Origin of the sequence: Streptomyces sp. MNU89, from assembly GCF_020982505.1 — a bacterium.
GTDB classification, from domain to species: Bacteria; Actinomycetota; Actinomycetes; order Streptomycetales; family Streptomycetaceae; genus Streptomyces; species Streptomyces xinghaiensis.
The window spans coordinates 3734021-3754102 of the sequence record NZ_JAJKLL010000001.1 but is presented as its reverse complement, the minus strand read 5'-3'; the positions used below and the strand labels follow the sequence as shown (position 1 = coordinate 3754102).

The following is a 20082-nucleotide window of genomic DNA, read 5'->3' as shown; positions in this document are numbered from 1 at the left end:
CCGGCGGCGGCCCTCCCCGGCCCGGGGCCACGCGTCACGTCCGGCGGCCGGCCGGAGGCCGCACGCCCTCTCGGGCCCTCCGCTCCCCGCCACCGCCGAACCGTCGAACCGTCGAGCGGTCATGCCTTCCTGCGGCCGGTACGGATCACGCCTGCCCGCCGCTCCCCGGCAGCCGCAGCCGTTTCAGGGCCAGGGCGTTGAGAGCCACGACGACGCTGGAGCCGGACATGGACAGCGCGGCGATCTCCGGCCGGAGGACCAGGCCGAACGCCGGCTCGAAGACCCCCGCCGCGATCGGCAGGGCCACGGCGTTGTAGCCGATGGCCCAGCCGAGGTTCTGCCGCATCTTGCGCAGGGTTCCGCGGCCGATGCGCAGCGCGGTGGGCACGTCGAGCGGGTCGGAGCGCATCAGTACGAGGTCGGCGGTCTCGATGGCGACATCGGTGCCCGCGCCGATGGCGATGCCGAGATCGGCCTGGGCGAGAGCGGGGGCGTCGTTGACACCGTCGCCGACCATGGCGACCTTCCGGTCGCCGCGCTGCAACTCGGCGATCCGGGCGGCCTTGTCACGGGGAAGGACCTCGGCGATGACGGTGTCGATGCCGAGTCGCCGCGCGATCCGTTCGGCGGTGGCCCGGTTGTCGCCGGTGAGCATCACCACCTCGACGCCCAGGTCGTGCAGTTCGCGCACGGCGGCGGCGGAGGTCTCCCGGGGCGCGTCGGCGATGCCGATCAGCCCGGCCGCCCGGCCGTCGACACAGGCGATGACGACGGTGCGGCCGGTGGCGGCCAGTTCCTCCCGCCGTGCGGCCAAGGGGCCCAGATCGACGCCTTCGCGTTCGGCCAGGCGGCGGTTCCCGACCGCGACCCGGTGGCCGTCCACGACGGCGGTCGCCCCGTGGCCGGGCACGTTCTCGAAGCCGCCGGCACTCGGGGCCGCCACGGCCCGGTCTTCGGCATAGCGGACGACGGCCTCCGCCAGCGGGTGCTCGGACTCCCGTTCCACCGCCGTGACGAGCCGCAGCAGTTCGTCCTCGCCGGACTCCTGCGTGGTGATGACGTCGGTGACCTCCGGTTCGCCCTTGGTCAGGGTGCCGGTCTTGTCCATGACCACGGTGTGGATCCCGGCAGAGGTCTCCAGGGCGGCGGCGTTCTTGAACAGTGCACCCCGGCCCGCTCCCAGTCCCGTGCCCACCATGATCGCCGTGGGAGTGGCGAGGCCCAGGGCGTCCGGGCAGGTGATGACCACGACGGTGATCGCGAAGAGCATCGCCGCGCCGAAGGTCCGGTCGGTGAGCAGCAGCCAGACGCCCAGCGTCGTCAGGCCGCCGATCAGGGCGAGGAGTACGAGCCAGAAGGCGGCCCGGTCGGCCAGCCGCTGGCCGGGCGCCTTGGAGTTCTGGGCCTCCTGGACGAGCTGGACGATCTGGGCCAGCGCGGTGTCGGAACCGACCCGGCCGGCCCGCACCCGCAGGGTGCCGTTGGCGTTGAGGGTGGCACCGATGACCTCCGAGCCGGGGGCCTTGTGCACCGGCAGGCTCTCACCGGTGACCATCGACTCGTCGACCTCGCTCTCGCCCTCCTCCACGGTGCCGTCGACAGCGATCTTGGCACCGGGGCGGACCAGCAGGAGATCCCCCACCACGACCTCGGCCGTGGGAATCTCCACCGGCTCACCGTCGCGGACGACGAGCGCCCTGGGCGGGGCGAGGTCCAGCAGGGTGCGAATGGCGTCGTTGGCGCCGCCCCGGGCGCGCGTCTCGAACCAGTGGCCCAGCAGCACGAAGGCCGCCAGGACGGTGGCCGCCTCGTAGAAGACCTCACCACCGCCGGTGAGCGTGACGATCAGTGAGTACAGCCAGCCCGAGCCGACGGCGACCGCCACCAGCACCATCATGTCCAGGGTCCGCGCACGCAGGGCCCGTACGGCGCCGCCGAAGAAGACCGTGCACGAGTAGAAGATCACCGGCAGGCTCAGCAACAGCGCCCACACGTCCTGCCGCAGCCCGAACGGCACGGGGGCGTGCAGGCCGAAGACCTCCTCACCGATCGGAGACCAGATCACGATGGGCACCGAGAACAGCACGGCCACAAGGAAGCGGTTGCGCATGCCGGCCGCCATCGCGGCCATGGACGTCTCACCCTGGCCGCCGTGTCCCATCGCCTCCCGCGGTGGACGCGTTTCCCCGGCCCCGGCGGGGGCCCCGGGCTCCGCGGGCCGGCCTGCGGCCCGTTCGGCGGGAGTCCGGCCTGGGTCGGTCAACGGGTCGCAGATGTGAGCGGGGACGGACTGACCCGCGCAGTGATATCCGCACTCGGTCACCCAGCGCCGCAACTCGGCCAATGATGTGCGTTCCCGGTCGAAGACGACGGTGGCCGTCTGCGCGACCGGGTTGGTCTCGACCTCCAGGACGCCGGGCCGGCGTTCCAGGACGGCGGTCACGGTGCTCTGCTGCGAGGCCCAGCGCAGGCCGCCCGTCTCCAGTACGACGGTGCCGTGCCTGCCGCTGTCGCCGGCCGGGCGGTCCGCGGCGTCACGGTGATCACCTGCCGGGTGGGACACGGCCGCTTCCTCCTTCGTTTCCTCAGCGGCCCGTCCGCCGGAGGGCCGCCGGGGACGCGTCCGCCGGAACGGTGAGGCAACCCCGCGGCCCGGCCGGAGCCCGGGCTCCCCACCGCCCGGACGGGCGGACGAGGCCGTCACAGGAGCGCTCCGACGGGATGTGAAGTCCGGCACCGGGCGCCCGTGTACCGGCCCCGGGCCTCCTGGTGACCGGCACCGTCCGAGTGTGGGACGACCACCGGGGCCCCCGGTCACTGACCCGCCGGGGCCGTGCGCCGTTCACCCCCGTGGCCGGGGATCCCGCGCTCCGCCTCCCCGCTCGCCGGTCCCGTGCCGGCGCGGACGGACTCGGTTGAGGTTCTTGAGCCGGCAGGCGGCGAGGGAGGCGGCGAGCAGCTCGGCGGGGCCGGGCCGTCCGGTCGGGGGCTGGGTCCAGCCGGCGTCGACGGGGACGGCCCGGTCGGCCGCCTCGATGCGGGCCGGGCCGTCCGGGGTGGTGCGGGCCCGCACCCGGTAGGGCGCGCGGGCCCGCGGCGTGGCGGTCACCGCCGGTCTCCGGTGAGGTCGGCCGGGCGGTGGCGGGGCCGTGGTGCGGTGCTCGTGGTGCGGTTCCCGCTGTGCTCGGCGTCGTAGCAGGTGGTGCAGGTGATGCGGCGCGCGGGCAGCGGCAGGGTGGCGAGCCCCAGGCCCGCGTTGCGGGTGACGAGCTCGGCGGTGGCGTGGGCGTGCTCGGTGCACACGGCGGCGCCGCAGTGCCGGCACACGGCCGTCGCCGGAACGGTCCGGTCTTCCCGGTCGCAGTCGTAGCAGTTCATGGTCGCCCCTTCTCTCCCTCTGGTGTGTCGGGCCGAAGGCGGCGGGCACCGCGGCGGACGCGACGCGCAGGCCGAGTACGCCGGAAACAGCGGACGTGACGAGTGGTCCCGTCGCCATGGCGAGCACAGTCCCGTCCACCGGAACACCTCCGGCTGACTTCGATGAACGTCGAAGTCACACTTCGATGCTCTGCCGCCCGTACGCGTGGCGGGAGAGCCGCATGGCCCCGGCGGAGGGCCGTTCGGCCCTGGCCACACCCCCCCTCCGGCCCGGGCGGACGGGCCCCCGGGGTCGCCGCGGACCGGCATCGGGCGCCGAGCGAAGGACCGACACGGTCACCCTGAAACAGGTTTCATCTATATAGATGACTAGCTATCATTCACGCCCAAGAGGGCCCTCGTACACCGCCAGTTCATATAGGCCAGCTTCGATCCAAGGGTTCGAACGGGGCGCGCTGCGCACCTGATCCAGACAGCCGGGGGATCCCGGCAGACACGAGGGTCGAGAGTCGTGAACATTTCCACTTCCCTGCGCCGGACCAGGACTCCCCTGGCTCTGACGGCTGCTGTCATGCTGGCCGCGAGCGCGTGCGGCGGCGCCGAGGCCGGCTCCGGTGGCGAAGGCGGCGACAAGCTGTCCGGGAGCGTCAAGGCCGACGGTTCGAGCACGGTGGCCCCGCTGTCCACGGTGGCGGCCCAGCTCTTCCAGAAGGCGAACCCGGCGGTCAAGGTCACCGTCGGCACCTCCGGCACCGGCGGCGGGTTCGAGAAGTTCTGCGCCGGCGAGACCGACATCTCCAACGCCTCGCGCCCCGTCAAGGACGAGGAGAAGGCCGCCTGCGACAAGGCCGGCGTCACGTTCGAGGAGTTCTCGGTCGCCAACGACGGCCTGTCGGTCGTGGTGAGCAAGGACAACGACTTCGTCGAGTGCCTGACCGTCGAGCAGCTCAAGAAGATCTGGGAGCCGGGCTCCAAGGTGAACAACTGGAAGCAGGTCGACCCCGAGTTCCCGGACCAGAAGATGGAGCTGTTCGGCGCGGGCACCGACTCGGGAACCTTCGACTACTTCACCGACGCGATCAACGGTGAGGAAGGCGCCTCGCGCACCGACTACAACCCGAGCGAGGACGACAACGTCACCGTCCGCGGTGTGTCCGGCTCCAAGGGCGGCATCGGCTACTTCGGCCTGTCCTACTTCGAGGAGAACAAGGACAAGCTGAAGGCCGTCCGGATCGACGGCGGCGACGGCTGCGTCGCGCCCAGCGTCGAGACGGTGCAGAACGGCACCTACAAGCCGCTCGGCCGGCCGCTGTTCATCTACCCGAACGCGGCCTCCCTGGACAAGCCGGAGGTCGAGGCGTTCGTCGAGTACTACGTCGAGAACAGCGCGGAGATCGCCGAGAAGGCGCAGTTCGTGCCGCTCAACGCCGAGCAGCAGAAGGAGCTGGAGAAGGACCTCGAGACGCTGCGGGAGCAGCACACGTCATGAGTTCCACCGCTCCTCCACGGCGGGCCGCTTCGGGAAGCCCCGGCTTCCTGAAGCGGTCCCAGCCGCGCTACGGCGAGAAAGCCGTCAAGGTCCTCCTGGTGGCCGCCTCGCTGGTCTCGGTGCTGACCACGATCGGCATCGTCATCGCCCTGATCCCCCCGGCCGGTGAGTTCTTCTCCGAGGTCGGCTTCGGTGAGTTCATCACCGGCACGGACTGGGCGCCGCTGTTCAAGCCACCGTCGTTCGGCGTTCTGCCGCTCGCCGGCGGCACCCTGATGGTCACTCTCATCGCCCTGCTGGTGGCCGTACCGCTGGGTCTCGGTGCGGCGGTGTACCTGAGTGAGTACGCGAACCGGCGCGTCCGCGAGATCTTCAAGCCGATGCTGGAGGTGCTCGCGGGCATCCCCACCGTCGTGTACGGCTTCTTCGCGCTGAAGGCCGTCACCCCGCTGCTGCAGGACGTCTGGCCCGCCGGTGAGGGGCCGCAGATCTTCAACGCGCTCGCCGCCGGCTTCGTCATGGGCATCATGATCATCCCGACGATCGCCTCGCTCGCCGAGGACTCGATGAACGCGGTGCCCCGCGCGCTGCGCGACGGCGCCTTCGCCCTGGGCTCCTCCCGGATGCAGGTCTCCACCCGCGTGGTGTTCCCCGCCGCGCTCTCCGGCATCGTCGCCGCCGTCGTCCTCGGCATCTCCCGCGCACTGGGCGAGACGATGATCGTCGCCATCGCGGCCGGCGGGCAGCCGAACCTGTCGTTCAACCCGCTCGAGGGCATGCAGACCATGACCGCCTTCATCGCCGCGGCCGGCATCGGCGACCTGCCCACCGGCTCGACCGGATACCAGACGATCTTCGCCGTGGGCGCGCTGCTGTTCGTCATGACGCTGGTGATGAACCTGCTCAGCATCCGTCTGGTGCGCAAGTACCGCGAGGTGTACGAATGAGTTCCGAAGTCGTCGACCGCGACGCACCCGTGCACGACGTCCCCGCACAACCCCGTCTCAAGGGGAGGGGCACCCCGCTGCGGGAGCGGTTCTTCCACCTGAGCCTGTGGGCCTCGCTCGCCGTCGCCGTCGTCTTCCTCGTCTCGCTGCTCGCCTACGTGCTCGCCGAGGGCTGGCCGCGGCTGGATCCGCGGCTGTGGACGAACTTCCCCGACTACATCGACCCGGGCCGGGGCGGTGCCCAGTCGGCGATCATGGGCACGGTCTGGGTCATCGGCTTCACCGCCGTCCACTGCCTGCCGACCGGCGTCCTCACGGCCATCTACCTGGAGGAGTACGCCGACCCGGAACGGTGGTGGAACCGCGCGATCGAGATCAACATCCAGAACCTGGCCGCCGTCCCCTCGATCGTCTACGGGATCCTCGGCCTCGGCGTCATCTCCCGCGGCCTGGGGTTCGGGCAGACCGTGCTGACCGCCTCCCTGACGCTGTCCCTGCTGGTCCTCCCCGTGGTGATCATCTCCTCGCGCGAGGCGATCCGGGCCGTACCGCAGTCCATCCGCCAGGCGTCACTGGCCCTGGGCGCCACGCAGTGGCAGACCATCTGGCGCCAGGTGCTCCCCGCCTCCGTGCCCGGCATGGCGACCGGTTCGATCCTGGCGCTGTCCCGCGCCATCGGTGAGGCGGCCCCGCTGCTGCTGCTCGGCGGCCTGACGTTCATCACGTTCAACCCCACCGGCGTGCAGAGCCAGTTCACCGTCCTGCCGATCCAGATCTTCAACTGGATCAGCCAGTCCCGCGCCGAGTTCGTCTCCCTCGCCTCCGCCGCCATCGTCATCCTGCTGGCCATCCTGCTGGTGATGAACTCCCTGGCGATCTGGCTGCGCAACCGCTACTCCCGCACCTGGTGACCGCCATGACCCCCCGGACCGACCGGTTCCGCCGGCCCGCCGACTCTCCGCATCCACAGGAGACCGCCATGACCCCTCCCTCCGACGCCCCGGGCGGCACCCGTTCCCCGCACGTCACCTTCCGCGAGGCATCCTCACTGGACAGCCCCGTCTTCGAGGTCGGCGGTCTCTCCGTCTTCTACGGCGACCACGAAGCGGTCCGTGACGTCAACATGCACATCGGGCACCGCCAGATCACCGCGATGATCGGCCCGTCCGGCTGCGGCAAGTCGACCGTGCTGCGCTGCTTCAACCGCATGAACGACCTGGTCCCCACCGCCCGCGTCGCCGGCAAGGTCCGCTACCACAACGAGGACCTGTACGGCCGGGACGTCGACCCCATCGAGGTCCGCCGCCGGATCGGCATGGTCTTCCAGAAGCCGAACCCGTTCCCCAAGTCGATCTACGACAACATCGCCTACGGCCCCCGCGTCGGCGGCTACAAGGGCAACCTCGACGACCTCGTCGAGGAGACCCTCACCCACGCCGCCCTGTGGGACGAGGTCAAGGACAAACTCAAGACGTCCGCCCTCGCTCTGTCCGGCGGTCAGCAGCAGCGCCTGTGCATCGCCCGCACCATCGCGGTCAAGCCCGAGGTCATCCTCATGGACGAGCCCTGCTCGGCCCTCGACCCGATCGCCACCGCCAAGATCGAGGACCTCATGGAGCACCTCGCCCAGGAGTTCACGATCATCGTCGTCACCCACAACATGCAGCAGGCCGCGCGCGTTTCCCACCGCACCGCCTTCTTCACCGCGGACGTCGACGACCAGGGTGAGCGCCACGGGCGCCTCGTCGAGTACGACGAGACCGAGCGCATCTTCTCCAACCCCTCCGACCAGCGCACCGAGGACTACATCTCGGGCCGCTTCGGCTGACATGCCCGTGTCCTCTTCGATGTCCCCGCCTTTGCGCCGCACGTGAAGGAGTCCCCCAGGGTGAACCCCGACGCACCCCCGCCGCCCAGCAGCACCGCACGACCGGAAGCGAACGGCACGGAATCCCGCAAGGCGCCCGCCCTGCTTCTGGCCGAGCCCGACGAGAAGCTCGCAGCCCGTGCCATGGCGCGCTTCGCGGCGGCCGGTGTCCCGGTGATCGCCTGTCACGACGGTGCCGAAGCCCTGCTCCAGGTCGGAGCGCAGCACCCGGGCGCGGTCCTTCTCGGTGCGCCACTGCCGGTGGTCGGCGCGGCGGTGGTCACCCGGCTCGTCGGGCGCCTCCACCCGGTACCCGTGATCGTGGGGGCCGGTCCGGACGGGGCGGAGGAAGCCACCGCCGCTCTGGCCGCCGGCGCGGTGGCGTATGTGGCCCGGCCCTACCGGACCGAGGAGATCCTGCCGCTGCTCACCGGTCTGACCCGCGGTGACGGGTCGGCCGGCATGCTGGTCGTCGGGGACATCGAACTGGACCCCGCCGGCTTTCACGTCCACGTCCGGGGCCGTTCGCTCCAGTTGCCGGTCCGGGAGTTCATGCTGCTGCGCTATCTGATGGAACACGCCAACCGGCTCGTCTCGCGCGGTGAACTGACCCAGGCCCTGTGGGGCACGGACAACCTGGAGAGCAACACCCTCACCGTCCACATACGCCGCGTCCGCAACCGGCTGCGGGAGGGCCCGGGGAGCTGCTGCACCATCGACGCGATCCGCGGCATGGGCTACCGCCTCGAGTGCCGCTCCTCCTGCCACCCGGGTTCGCAGACGCGGGCTCCCGGCCCGGCGCCAGCGCGGTAGGCACCGGGATCGCAGGGCGGGGGCCCACAGAACCCGGAGCGGTCTGCGTCCACGAACTCCGGCGGGAAGTGAACGGTCGGTGAATTCAGGGCGGTGAGGCGCTCGGGCCCGGGGCATGCCGCCCCCCGGCACTTATGGTGAATAGATGGCTATCACTGCGTTCGAGGCGACGGAGACGGTCGCGGAGGATGACGCGTCGACCTGCGGTTCTCATCTCGCATGCCTGCTGATCGACCGCGAAGAGGCCGAGCGCATGGCCACCGTCCTCAAGGCCATCGCCGATCCCACCAGACTGCAGATCCTGCGGCTGATCGAGCGCGCACCGGCCGGCGAGGCGTGCGTGTGTGACCTGACCCAATGCCTGGGGCTGCGCCAGCCGACGGTGAGCCACCATCTGAAGATCATGACCGATGCCGGTCTGCTCGACCGCGAGCGCAGGGGCACCTGGTCCTGGTTCTCCGTGAACCAGGAGGGCCTGCGCCACATCCGGGACATCCTCGAACCCGCCAGAACCTGAGCAGGCGCTCCCGGCGGTTCGCTCCAGCCCCGGTGACGGCGGCAGGTGCCGGCACCGCCGGCACTCGGTGGCATCATCCGCCACCGGTGTGGAAGCATCAGCCCATGCTGACATCATCTTGCGCTGAAACGACCCGGACCTCCTCGGTTCCGGCACGGCGCACGAAGTGCACGGCCCCGCGGCCGGGTTCATGACCCGGTCCGTTGACGTGGTGGTGATCGGCGGCGGCCAGTCGGGACTGGCCGCCGGTTACCACCTGCGCCGCCTCGGCATCGACTTCGTCGTTCTCGACGCGCAGTCGGCGCCGGGCGGCGCCTGGCAGCACACCTGGGGCTCGCTGCGTCTGTTCTCACCGGCCGAGCACTCCTCCCTCCCCGGCCGCCCCATGCCGCCGCAGGAGGGGGAGACCTACCCGGACGCCGGGCACGTCGTCGACTACCTGACCGACTACGAGACGCGCTACGAGCTGCCGGTCCGGCGCGGCGTCCAAGCCCACGACGTGCACCGCGACGGTGGTCACCGGTTCCGTGTGGAGACCGGCGGCGGCGACTGGTCGGCCGGGGCGGTCGTCAGCGCCACCGGGACTTGGACCCGCCCGTTCCTGCCCGCGGTGCCAGGGCGCGACACCTTCACGGGGCACCAGCTGCACACCGTCGGGTACCGCAGCCCCGCCCACCACGCGGGCCGGCGCGTCATCGTGGTCGGCGGGGGCAATTCCGGGGCACAGATCGCCGCCGACCTCGCCCTGGCCGGCATCGACCTGACCTGGGTCACCCAGCGCCCGCCCCGGTATCTCGCCGACGACATCGACGGCCGGGCACTCTTCGACGTGGCCTCCGCCCGTCGCCGCGCCCTCGATGAAGGCCGCACCGACACCAGGGGCGTCGCCTCGCTCGGTGACATCGTCGTCGTCCCACCCGTACGCGAAGCCCGTGACGCCGGGCTGCTCAAGGCCTCGCCGATGTTCGCCCGCGTCACGGCGAACGAAGTCGTATGGGCCGACGGCACCACCGCCGAGGCGGACGCCATCATCTGGTGCACCGGCTTCCGGCCGGCCCTGACCCATCTCGCGCCCCTCGGCCTGCGCACCGCCCGCGGCCGCATCCCCACCACCGGCACCCGCGCCACCGCCGAACCACGGCTCCACCTGCTGGGCTACGGCGACTGGACCGGCCCCGCGTCCGCCACCCTCATCGGCGTCGGCCGCACCGCACGCGACGCCGCCCGGGAGATCGCGGCGCTCGCAGGAGCCGGGGCGTGATCCCTGGGCCGGAAAAGCCCGCTCACCACCTGACGCACCCGTACCGCGACATTCTCCGGCAGCGGTGCGCAGTGGATACGGGCGAGGCCTTTCCGTCCTTCCTCGCTCGCGGTGTAGGCCAGGAAGGACTTGAGCGCCGGGAGAACATCGGACGGAGAGCCTTCAGCGCAGACGACCTCCTGGGTGACGAGCACGATCGGGTGGGCGCCCGGGGCTTTCCGGCCCTCGGACAAAAACCGCGGAGGCCGGAGAACTCCACCGGCCCCGGATCTCACCGGACACGGCGAAGCGGGCCTCTCCGAGCAACTTCCGTCACTTGGAGAGGCCCGCTTCGCCGGTACCTCTACGTGCGCGAGGGGGGAGTTGAACCCCCACGCCCTTTCGGGCACTGGAACCTGAATCCAGCGCGTCTGCCTATTCCGCCACCCGCGCATGGGTGCTGCCGAACGATTCTCTCACATCTCCCGGACCCTCTCGGGCCGGTGGTGTGTGAGCGCCTTCCGACATCCAGAAGATTAGCACGCCGGCCAGGGTGACTTCACATGCGTTCCGGGGCCCCCGCGCGACCCGGCGCAGGGCCCGCGCCGGCCGTGTTCCCCGCCCCGCGCGTCCGCTCTCTCCCCATCCGTCCCGCGATCTTCTCCCGGAGCTCCGCTTTCCCGCCCCCGACCGCCCGAGCACCCCGCAGGTTGCGGGACACTGTTGGCAGCCGCCTCTACGATCCTGTGAGCGGCGACACTGACAGGCAGGGGCGGGATGTGGAACCAGTCGTGTTTGCGGCTCGTGGATACGATCAGTAGGCAGTACCAGCGGCGGGTTGCGGCACGGGTCAGGGAAGGAGGTGCCCAGTGGGAGTACTGAAGCGCTTCGAGCAGCGTCTCGAGGGTCTCGTGAACGGCACCTTCGCCAAGGTGTTCAAGTCCGAGGTGCAGCCGGTCGAGATCGCCGGCGCGCTCCAGCGCGAGTGCGACAACAACGCGACCATCTGGAACCGCGAGCGGACGGTCGTGCCCAATGACTTCATCGTCGAGCTGAGCGCACCGGACTTCGAGCGCCTCAGCCCGTACTCCGGCCAGCTGGGCGACGAACTGTCCGGCATGGTCCGCGACTACGCCAAGCAGCAGCGCTACACCTTCATGGGCTCTGTCCAGGTCCATCTGGAGAAGGCCGAGGACCTCGACACCGGTCTGTACCGGGTCCGCAGCCGCACCCTCGCCTCCAGCGAGTCCCAGGCCCCGGCCGGCCGCCGCCCCGCCGCGGCGCCGCACCCCGGCGGCTATCCGGCGCAGCCCGGCGGTCCGCCGCCGATGCCGTCCTCGCCGCCGCCCGGACCTCCGCCCGGTCCGGCTCCGGTGTCGCGGCTGCCCGGCGCCGCGCCGCTGCCCGGCGCGCAGACCCGCCGCTGGATCGAGATCAACGGCACCCGCCACCAGATCTCCCGTCCGACGCTGGTCCTCGGCCGCAGCACCGAGACCGATGTCCGCATCGACGACCCCGGAGTCTCCCGCCGGCACTGCGAAATCCGGACGGGTACGCCCACGGTGATCCAGGATCTCGGGTCGACCAACGGCATCGTGGTGGACGGACAGCACACCACCCGCGCTACGCTCCGCGACGGCTCGCGAATCGTCGTGGGCAGTACCACCATCGTTTACCGGCAAGCCGAAGGGTGAAGCGGGGGCAATGTCAGAGCTGACCCTGACGGTCATGCGGCTGGGTTTTCTCGCCGTACTGTGGCTGTTCGTCATCGTGGCCGTACAGGTCATCCGCAGCGATCTGTTCGGCACCCGCGTGACGCAGCGCGCGGCACGCCGCGGCGCCGAACCCGGCCGCGCGGCCCAGGCGGCACGTCCGCCGCAGCCCCCGCGCCAGCAGACGGGCGGCCGCGGCGGGGGCCGGCAGCGGCGTGGCGCCCCGACCAAACTCGTCGTCACCGAGGGCACGTTGACGGGCACGACCGTCGCGCTGCAGGGGCAGACCATCAGCCTCGGCCGCGCGCACGACTCGACCATCGTGCTCGACGACGACTACGCCTCCAGCCGGCACGCCAGGATCTACCCGGACCGGGACGGCCAGTGGATCGTCGAGGACCTCGGCTCCACCAACGGCACCTATCTCGACCGGAACCGACTCACCGCGCCGACGCCGATTCCGCCGGGTGCGCCGATCCGCATCGGCAAGACCGTCATCGAGCTGCGGAAGTAGTAAGACAATGAGCGAGCGGAGCGAGCGCGCCCCGGCGGACACAGCCGCCGGGACCGTCCCGGCAGGGGACTCCCGCGCGCTCCCGACCGGAGGGTGGGCACCGTGCGGATGTACCCGGAGCCGACAGGCGAGGTGCGCATGAGTCTGTCACTGCGCTTCGCCGCCGGATCGCACAAAGGCATGATCCGCGAGGGCAACGAGGACTCCGGTTACGCCGGCCCCCGCCTCCTCGCCATCGCCGACGGCATGGGCGGCCAGGCGGCGGGCGAGGTCGCCAGCTCCGAGGTGATCTCCACCCTCGTCGAGCTCGACGACGACGTGCCCGGCTCGGACCTCCTCACCTCCCTCGGCACGGCCGTGCAGCGCGCCAACGACCAGCTGCGCGTGATGGTCGAGGAGGACCCGCAGCTGGAGGGCATGGGCACCACCCTCACCGCGCTGCTGTGGACGGGCCGCCGCCTCGGCCTGGTCCACGTCGGCGACTCCCGCGCCTATCTCCTCCGCGACGGCGTCCTCACCCAGATCACCCAGGACCACACCTGGGTCCAGCGGCTGGTGGACGAGGGCCGGATCACCGAGGAGGAGGCCACCACCCACCCGCAGCGCTCCCTGCTGATGCGCGCGCTGGGCAGCGGCGACCACGTCGAGCCCGATCTCTCCATCCGCGAGGTCCGGGCCGGCGACCGCTACCTCATCTGCTCCGACGGGCTCTCCGGCGTCGTCAGCCACCAGACGCTGGAGGACACCCTCGCCGGCTACCAGGGCCCGCACGAGACCGTGCAGGAGCTCATCCAGCTCGCGCTGCGCGGCGGCGGCCCCGACAACATCACCTGCATTGTGGCCGACGTCCTCGACGTGGACGGCACCGACACCCTCTCCGGCCGGCTCAACGACACCCCCGTGGTGGTCGGCGCCGTCGCCGAGAACCAGGCGCAGCTCGGCGACAACGGCGCGATGCAGACCCCGGCGGGGCGCGCGGCCGGCCTCGGCCGGGGCGTACCACAGCAGGGCCAGAACCCCGGGGCCCCGGCGGGCGGCTTCGGCCCGCCCGGCAGCGGCGACCCCGTCGGCGACCCGCCCGGTGACGGCGCCTACGGCGACTACGCCGGCGGTGATCTGAGCAAGCCGCGGCGCGGCAAGTGGCTCAAGAGATCCCTGGGGCTCGTCCTCGTCCTGGGCGTCCTCGGCGGCGGTCTCTACGCCGGATACCGCTGGACCCAGACCCAGTACTACGTGGGCACCGAGGGCGAGCACGTCGCGCTCTACCAGGGCATCAGCCAGGACCTCGCCTGGATCAGCCTCAACAAGGTCCACGAGGACCACCCCGAGATCGAACTCAAGTACCTTCCTGTCTACCAGCGCAACCAGGTCAAGGAGACCATCGCGGTCGCGAGCCTCTCGCAGGCCCGCGACAAGGTCGGCGACCTCGGCAAGCAGGCCACCGCCTGCCGCAAGAAGGCCGAACAGCAGGCCGCCGCCGAGGAACAGGCCGCCAAGGAGAAGGAAGCCGAGGAGCGGCAGAAGGAGGCCGGCGCCCCGGGCGACCGGACCGGCACCGAGGACCAGGACAACGACGCCAGCAGGGCCGCCACTCCGTCGCCGGGCCCCAGCCTTTCGGAGGAAGAGCAACGGCTGGCCAAGCAGTGCGACAGCACGCAGCCATAGGGGGCCAGCCATGAGCAGTTCAGCCAACACCACCACCATCGGGCCGATGGGCGCACCGAGCCGGCGCAACACCGAGCTGGCGCTGCTCGTCTTCGCCGTGCTCATCCCCGTCTTCGCCTACGTCAACGTGGGCCTGGCGAAGGAGGGCACCGTCCCCGCGGGGGTCTTCGGCTACGCCGCGGGCCTCGGCCTGCTGGCGGGCATAGCCCACTTCATGGTGCGCAAGTTCGCGCCGTACGCCGACCCGCTGATGCTGCCGATCGCCACGCTCCTCAACGGCCTCGGCCTGGTGCTGATCTGGCGGCTCGACCTGGAGCCGAGCATCACCACCCCGCGGCTCGGCGGCGCGATGGCGCCCGGCCAGCTGATGTGGTCCACCCTCGGCGTCGCCCTCTTCCTCGGCGTGCTGTTCTTCCTCAAGGACCACCGGGTGCTCCAGCGCTACACCTACATCTCCATGGTGGTGGCGCTGATCCTGCTGATCCTGCCCATGTTCTTCCCGGCCCGCTTCGGCGCCCGGATCTGGATCACCATTCCGGGCGTCGGCTCGCTCCAGCCGGGCGAGTTCGCCAAGATCATCATCGCGGTCTTCTTCGCCGGCTACCTGATGGTCAAGCGGGACGCCCTCGCCCTCGCCAGCCGCCGCTTCATGGGCATGTACCTCCCCCGCGGCCGGGACCTCGGCCCGATCATCGTCATCTGGGCGCTCAGCCTGATGATCCTGATCTTCGAGACCGACCTCGGCACCTCGCTGCTCTTCTTCGGCCTCTTCGTGATCATGCTGTACGTGGCCACCGAGCGCACCAGCTGGGTCGTCTTCGGCCTCACCCTCAGCGCCGTGGGCGCCGTCGCCGTCGCCTCCTTCGCCTCCCACGTCCAGAGCCGGGTCCACAACTGGCTGAACCCGCTGGAGCTGCAGGACGGCGGTGTCACGGAGACCGCGCAGGCCATGTACACCTTCGGCGCGGGCGGCATCCTCGGCTCCGGGCTCGGCCAGGGCTACTCCCGCCTCATCGGCGGCATCGCCCCCAAGAGCGACTACATCCTGGCCACCGTGGGCGAGGAGCTGGGGCTCACCGGCGTCATGGCCGTCCTGGTGCTCTACGCCCTGCTGATCGAGCGCGGGATGCGCACCGCTCTCGCCGCCCGCGACCCGTTCGGCAAACTGCTGGCCGTGGGCCTCGCCGGCGCCTTCGCCCTCCAGGTGTTCGTCGTCGCCGGCGGCGTCACCGGCCTCATCCCGCTGACGGGCATGACGCTGCCGTTCCTCGCCCAGGGCGGATCGTCCGTGATCGCCAACTGGGCGCTCGTGGCCATCCTGCTGAGAATCAGCGACACAGCCCGCCGCCCGGCCCCCGCCCCGGCACCGTCCACCGACGCCGAGATGACCCAGGTGGTCCGAACGTGAACAAGCCACTCCGCCGTGTAGCGATCTTCTGCGGCCTGCTGATACTGGCCCTGCTGGTCCGCGTCAACTGGGTGCAGTTCGTCCAGGCCGACGAACTGCAGAGCGACAAGCACAACCGCAGAGTCGCCATCGAGCGGTACAGCGTGCCGCGCGGCGACATCATCGTCGACGGCAAGGCCATCACCGGCTCCACCACCACCGACAGCGGCGACTTCAAGTACAAGCGCACGTACAAGAACGGTGAGATGTGGGCGCCGGTCACCGGCTACGCCTCCCAGGTCTACGACGCCAACCAGCTCGAAAAGCTCTACGACGGCATCCTCACCGGCAACGACGACCGGCTGTTCTTCACCAACACGATCGACATGCTCACCGGCAAGGAGAAGACCGGCGGCCAGGTCGTCACCACGCTCAACGCCAAGGCGCAGAAGGCCGCGTTCGAGGGCCTGGGCGACAAGAAGGGCGCCGTGGCGGCGATCAACCCGTCCACCGGCGCGATCCTCGCCCTCGCCAGCGCCCCGAGCTACGACCCGTCCGACATCGCCGGCATGAGCGAGAAGGAGGGCGAGAACTACCAGAAGCTCCTCAAGGACCCGGACAAGCCGATGCACAACCGGGCGCTGCGCGAGACCTTCTTCCCCGGCTCGACGTTCAAGGTGGTCACCGCGGCCGCGGCGCTCGAGCACGGTCTGATCGACGACATCGACGCCAAGACGGACACCCCCGACCCCTACATCCTCCCGAACACGCAGACCGAGCTGAAGAACGACGGGCCCCACCCGACGTGTGAGAAGGGCTCCCTGCGGGAGGCCCTGCGGGTCTCCTGCAACACGGTCTTCGGCAAGATCGGCGCCGATCTCGGCCGGGACAAGCTGGTCGAGACGGCCGAGAAGTTCGGCTTCAACAACTCCGAGATCGACACCCCGGTCCGGGCCGGCCGCAGCAACGTCTCCACCGAGATGGACAAGCCGCAGACGGCGCTCTCCGCCATCGGCCAGTTCGAGACGGCGGCCACCCCGCTCCAGATGGCCATGGTCGCCGCGGCCGTCGCCAACGACGGCAAGCTGATGCAGCCGTACATGGTCGACGAGCTGCGGGCGCCGAACCTCAATGTGATCGAGCAGACGAGCCCCGAGGAGATGAGCCAACCGCTCTCTCCGGAGAACGCGCAGAAGCTGCAGTCCGCGATGGAGACGGTCGTCGAGAAGGGCACCGGCCAGAACGCCCGGATCCCCGGTGTGACGGTCGGCGGCAAGACCGGTACCGCCCAGCGCGGTGTCGACAACAGCGAGAAGCCGTACGCCTGGTTCATCTCCTACGCGAAGACGGACGAGGGTTCCCCGGTCGCCGTGGCCGTCGTGGTCGAGGACTCCGACGCCGCCCGGGGCGACGTCAGCGGTGGCGGGCTGGCCGCTCCGATCGCGGAAGACGTCATGCGGGCCGTGCTCAAGAAGTGATCTCGGTCACCCCATGAAGCGATCCGCCCTTCTTGTCGTACCGGTCGTGTATCAGCTCGCCCTGACGCCCGGACCGCTTAAGACGCGCCGGGTACGGTATGCCCGGACAGCACACCGCCGGGCCCCATGTCGGTGCGGTCGGGAATGACGGAGAGGGCTGGAGAAGCTATGGAAGAGCCGCGTCGCCTCGGCGGCCGGTACGAGCTGGGCTCGGTGCTCGGCCGTGGTGGCATGGCCGAGGTGTACCTCGCCCACGACACCCGGCTCGGCCGTACCGTCGCTGTGAAGACCCTGCGGGTGGACCTCGCCCGCGACCCGTCGTTCCAGGCCCGGTTCCGCCGCGAGGCCCAGTCGGCCGCCTCCCTGAACCACCCGTCCATCGTCGCCGTGTACGACACCGGCGAGGACTACGTGGACGGCGTCTCCATCCCCTACATCGTGATGGAGTACGTCGACGGTTCCACACTGCGGGAGCTGCTGCACTCCGGGCGGAAGCTGCTGCCCGAACGGTCACTGGAGATGACCATCGGGGTCCTCCAGGCGCTGGAGTACTCCCACCGGGCCGGCATCGTCCACCGCGACATCAAGCCCGCGAACGTCATGCTGACCCGCACCGGCCAGGTCAAGGTCATGGACTTCGGCATCGCCCGCGCCATGGGCGACTCCGGTATGACCATGACGCAGACCGCCGCCGTCATCGGCACCGCCCAGTACCTCTCCCCGGAGCAGGCGAAGGGCGAGCAGGTCGACGCCCGCTCCGACCTCTACTCCACCGGCTGTCTCCTCTACGAACTGCTCACGGTGCGGCCGCCGTTCGTCGGCGACTCACCCGTGGCCGTGGCCTACCAGCACGTCCGCGAGGAGCCTCAGCCGCCGAGCACCTTCGATCCCGAGATCACGCCGGAGATGGACGCCATCGTCCTCAAGGCGCTCACGAAGGACCCGGATTACCGCTACCAGTCGGCCGACGAGATGCGCGCCGACATCGAGGCCGCCCTCGACGGCCAGCCCGTCGCCGCCACCGCAGCCATGGGCGCCGTCGGCTACGGGGCCTACGGCGCCGACCAGCCCACCACCGCCCTCCCGGCCCAGGGCGCGGGCGGCCAGACGAGCATGCTGCCGCCGATGCGCGAGGACGACGGCGGCTTCGGCTACGACGAGCGGCCCGACCGGCGCCGCGGCGCGGCCAAGAAGAGCAACACCTCGACGATCCTGCTCGTCGTCGCGGGGCTGCTGGTCCTCATCGGCGCGATCTTCATCGGCCGGGAACTCTTCGGCAGCAGCCCCGACGACGACCGCCCCGTCCCGAACCTGATCGGAAAGTCCTACGAGGAGGCGGAGGAGCGCGTCCTCAACTCCGATCTGGAGATCGCCAAGGGCGGCAGCGAGCCCTGCGAGAGCGGTGAGAAGGACAGCGTCATCAAGCAGTCACCGGAGCCGGATACCGAGGTGCCCAAGGGCGACACGGTCACCGTGACCGTCTGCTCCGGCCCGGAGAAGATCTCCGTCCCGGATGTCATCGGGGCCAAGTTCGAAGAGGCCAAGTCCGATCTGGAGGACAAGGGCTTCGAGAACATCCAGCGCAAGGACGTGGTCTCCGAGCGCACCCCGGGCACGGTCATCGAGCAGTCCCCCAAGGCGGGCAGCGAGCGGGCGAAGGACGTGACCATCACCCTCTCCGTCGCCAAGGAGGCGGAGCAGTCCACCGTCCCGGATCTCACGGGCAAGCGGCCGGACGAGGCCAAGACGATCCTCGAGGGCGCCGGTCTGGTGCTGGGCGAGCAGAGCGAGGTCGAGTCGGACGCCGAGCCGGGCACCATCGTCTCGCAGAGCTTCGCGCCGGGTGAGCAGGTCGCGGCGGGCTCGACCGTCAACATCCAGATCGCCAAGGCCGCCGAGCAGTTCCCGATGCCGGATGTGAAGGGCCAGAGCGTCAAGGACGCCAAGAAGACCCTGCAGGACGCCGGGCTCACCATCGGCGGCTTCACCGGACCGCAGGACGACAAGGCCGTGGTGATCAACACCTCGCCGGCCGCGGGCGAGCAGGTGAAGAAGGGCCAGGCCGTCACCCTGGTCACCATCGCCGCACCGGGCGGCAACGGCGGCAACGGCGGCGGTGACGGCGGAGACGGCGGCGGCTTCGGCGGCTTCTTCGGCGGTGCCGGCGGCGACGACTAGCCCCGGGCTCCGGAACCGGCCCTCCGGCCCCCGGCGGCCCGTTCCGTCACGCGGAAGTCCCCGGTGCCCCTCGCGGGTGCCGGGGACTTCTCATGAGCGACCGGCGGGACGACGGACCGGCGTTCCGGTGGTGTGCGGGCGCCCCCGCGGTCAGCGCAGTTCCGCCGGCGGGGTGCGGTCGGCGTCGACCTTCTCCGTGCGCTCCAGCTCGGCCCAGACGATGTAGCGGTAGTCCGAGGTGTAGATGGGGGTGCACGTCGTCAGCGTCAGATAGCGGCCGGCCTTCTTCTTCCCCGACACTTCGGGGACGTGGGCGAGCACGTCCACGTTGTACTTGGAGGTCTCCGGCAGCTTCTCGTAGACCCGGTACACGTACCAGGTGTCGCGGGTCTCGAAGACGACCGGATCGCCGTCCTGAAGCTTGTGGATGTTGTGGAACTTGGCGCCGTGGCCGTCACGGTGTGCGGCGAGCGAGAAGTTGCCCTTCTTCTTCCACGGCATCGCGGCCTTCACCGGGTCCGTGTAGTAGCCGGCGACACCCGCGTTGAGCTCCTCGGTGTCGGTGCCCTCGGTGACGAGGATCGCGTCCTCCTCCATCGCCGGGACGTGCAGGAAGCCGATGCCGTCCCCGGTGTCGAGGGCACCGGGGCCGCCCGCCCAGCGGTCCCGGATCTGCTCGCTCTTGCGGTCCGCCTCGCGGTCGGCCAGCACATTGGTCCACCACAGCGAGTAGACGACGAAGAGGGCCAGCACCAGCCCCGCGGTGATGAGCAGTTCGCCGAGCACGCCCACCACCGCCGCGATCCGCCCCCTCCGGCGCGGTCGGGCGGCGGGCCGCGGCGCCCCGGTCTGCTCGTCGTGTTCGGTCGTGGCTGCCACGGCGTCCCCGTTGTCCGT

At 70.7% G+C, this 20082-nt stretch carries 17 protein-coding genes and 1 tRNA gene; 13 read left to right on the top strand and 5 right to left on the bottom strand.

What is annotated here, in order from left to right:
• Window positions 1-145: 145 nt before the first annotated feature.
• The 3 genes from E4N63_RS16170 to E4N63_RS16160 form a co-directional block, all read right to left on the bottom strand.
• Window positions 146-2563: a cation-translocating P-type ATPase gene (locus E4N63_RS16170; protein WP_230241020.1), complete on the bottom strand. Its 2418-nt coding sequence runs from the start codon at window positions 2561-2563 to the stop codon at window positions 146-148.
• A 279-nt stretch (window positions 2564-2842) separates the two neighbouring features.
• Window positions 2843-3109, bottom strand: coding sequence for a hypothetical protein (locus E4N63_RS16165; protein ID WP_125623291.1), 267 nt, complete (start codon window positions 3107-3109; stop codon window positions 2843-2845).
• Entirely contained in the window at window positions 3106-3378 is a 273-nt protein-coding gene (locus tag E4N63_RS16160) for a DUF2180 family protein (protein ID WP_125623290.1), read from the bottom strand. Before E4N63_RS16160 ends, E4N63_RS16165 begins: the two co-directional genes overlap by 4 nt.
• A gap of 511 nt (window positions 3379-3889) precedes the next feature.
• On the opposite strand from E4N63_RS16160, the gene E4N63_RS16155 reads away from it, so the two are divergent.
• From E4N63_RS16155 to E4N63_RS16125, 7 genes are all read left to right on the top strand, one after another.
• Window positions 3890-4867: a PstS family phosphate ABC transporter substrate-binding protein gene (locus E4N63_RS16155; protein WP_228429429.1), complete on the top strand. Its 978-nt coding sequence runs from the start codon at window positions 3890-3892 to the stop codon at window positions 4865-4867.
• On the top strand, window positions 4864-5814 hold the full coding sequence (gene pstC / locus E4N63_RS16150) for a phosphate ABC transporter permease subunit PstC (protein WP_230241019.1): 951 nt from the start codon (window positions 4864-4866) through the stop codon (window positions 5812-5814). The genes E4N63_RS16155 and pstC overlap by 4 nt, the downstream gene beginning before the upstream one ends.
• Window positions 5811-6725: a phosphate ABC transporter permease PstA gene (pstA, locus tag E4N63_RS16145; protein ID WP_125623288.1), complete on the top strand. Its 915-nt coding sequence runs from the start codon at window positions 5811-5813 to the stop codon at window positions 6723-6725. Before pstC ends, pstA begins: the two co-directional genes overlap by 4 nt.
• A gap of 68 nt (window positions 6726-6793) precedes the next feature.
• Window positions 6794-7642, top strand: a complete 849-nt coding sequence (pstB, locus tag E4N63_RS16140) for a phosphate ABC transporter ATP-binding protein PstB (RefSeq protein WP_125623287.1) — start codon at window positions 6794-6796, stop codon at window positions 7640-7642.
• Between the two features lie 60 nt (window positions 7643-7702).
• Window positions 7703-8494: a response regulator transcription factor gene (locus tag E4N63_RS16135; RefSeq protein WP_230241018.1), complete on the top strand. Its 792-nt coding sequence runs from the start codon at window positions 7703-7705 to the stop codon at window positions 8492-8494.
• A 145-nt stretch (window positions 8495-8639) separates the two neighbouring features.
• Entirely contained in the window at window positions 8640-9011 is a 372-nt protein-coding gene (locus tag E4N63_RS16130) for a helix-turn-helix transcriptional regulator (RefSeq protein WP_230241017.1), read from the top strand.
• 190 nt (window positions 9012-9201) lie between these two features.
• Window positions 9202-10272, top strand: coding sequence for an ArsO family NAD(P)H-dependent flavin-containing monooxygenase (locus tag E4N63_RS16125; RefSeq protein ID WP_230241016.1), 1071 nt, complete (start codon window positions 9202-9204; stop codon window positions 10270-10272).
• Between the two features lie 348 nt (window positions 10273-10620).
• On the opposite strand, the gene E4N63_RS16120 is transcribed toward E4N63_RS16125, so the two are convergent.
• Window positions 10621-10704, bottom strand: a tRNA-Leu gene (locus tag E4N63_RS16120).
• Window positions 10705-11120: 416 nt separating this feature from the next.
• Here E4N63_RS16120 and E4N63_RS16115 point away from each other — a divergent pair.
• The 6 genes from E4N63_RS16115 (at window position 11121) to pknB (ending at window position 19185) form a co-directional block, all read left to right on the top strand.
• Complete coding sequence (locus E4N63_RS16115; protein WP_043466396.1) at window positions 11121-11945, top strand: DUF3662 and FHA domain-containing protein; 825 nt, start codon at window positions 11121-11123, stop codon at window positions 11943-11945.
• A gap of 10 nt (window positions 11946-11955) precedes the next feature.
• Window positions 11956-12477, top strand: coding sequence for an FHA domain-containing protein (locus E4N63_RS16110; protein WP_230241015.1), 522 nt, complete (start codon window positions 11956-11958; stop codon window positions 12475-12477).
• Window positions 12478-12615: 138 nt separating this feature from the next.
• On the top strand, window positions 12616-14142 hold the full coding sequence (locus tag E4N63_RS16105; RefSeq protein ID WP_230241014.1) for a PP2C family serine/threonine-protein phosphatase: 1527 nt from the start codon (window positions 12616-12618) through the stop codon (window positions 14140-14142).
• A 10-nt stretch (window positions 14143-14152) separates the two neighbouring features.
• Window positions 14153-15550: an FtsW/RodA/SpoVE family cell cycle protein gene (locus E4N63_RS16100; RefSeq protein WP_125623281.1), complete on the top strand. Its 1398-nt coding sequence runs from the start codon at window positions 14153-14155 to the stop codon at window positions 15548-15550.
• Window positions 15547-17007 (top strand): penicillin-binding protein 2, encoded by a 1461-nt coding sequence (locus E4N63_RS16095; RefSeq protein WP_230241013.1) that lies wholly within the window; start codon window positions 15547-15549, stop codon window positions 17005-17007. Before E4N63_RS16100 ends, E4N63_RS16095 begins: the two co-directional genes overlap by 4 nt.
• Before the next feature lie 168 nt (window positions 17008-17175).
• Window positions 17176-19185 carry a Stk1 family PASTA domain-containing Ser/Thr kinase gene (gene pknB / locus E4N63_RS16090; protein ID WP_230241012.1) on the top strand — a complete coding sequence of 670 codons (2010 nt, stop codon included), beginning with the start codon at window positions 17176-17178 and terminating at the stop codon, window positions 19183-19185.
• 150 nt (window positions 19186-19335) lie between these two features.
• Here pknB and E4N63_RS16085 read toward each other — a convergent pair whose 3' ends face one another.
• Window positions 19336-20064, bottom strand: a complete 729-nt coding sequence (locus tag E4N63_RS16085) for a class E sortase (protein ID WP_125623278.1) — start codon at window positions 20062-20064, stop codon at window positions 19336-19338.
• Window positions 20065-20082: the final 18 nt, after the last annotated feature.